The 525-nt window shown below is 59.4% G+C and carries 1 protein-coding gene; it reads right to left on the reverse strand.

The window, feature by feature from the left end:
• A partial coding sequence (locus tag K5E19_RS23900) for a DnaB-like helicase N-terminal domain-containing protein (RefSeq protein WP_311775535.1) occupies window positions 1-525 on the reverse strand: 525 nt, incomplete at both ends.

Genomic DNA, 525 nt, shown 5'->3' on the forward strand with positions numbered 1-525 from the left:
GTCGAGCACGTCGGCGATATTTCGCGGACCTTCGTCTTTATTGGCGCGGCTTTCGGCGCTCTTGAAGACGCGGGATTCGGCGAGGTCCAGCAAATCTTCGCTGGTGCGGCCCTGCGGATCAAAGCCCGCTTCGGCGATCTCGTTCGCAACGGCGATCATCTCGCGCACAACGGCACGTTCGCGCACGATATCCGCATAAGCGCTGATGTTCGCCGCACTTGGCGTGTTTTTCGATAACTCTGCCAGATAGGCAAATCCACCGACTGAATCCAGCTGCCCCTGACGCTCCAGCGATTCAGCCAGTGTAATCAGGTCAATCGGGCTACCGGCTTCCTGCAGGCGCGCCATTTCGGTAAAGATATGGCGGTGTGGACGGGTATAAACATCGTCGGATACCACGCGCTCGGCGACATCGTCCCAGCGCTCGTTGTCCAGCATTAAACCGCCCAACACCGACTGTTCCGCTTCAATCGAGTGCGGCGGGACTTTGAGTCCGGCGACCTGCAAATCGCGCTCGCGAGGCTC

The organism is Enterobacter sp. RIT637 (genome assembly GCF_019718755.1).
Lineage (GTDB): Bacteria > Pseudomonadota > Gammaproteobacteria > Enterobacterales > Enterobacteriaceae > Enterobacter.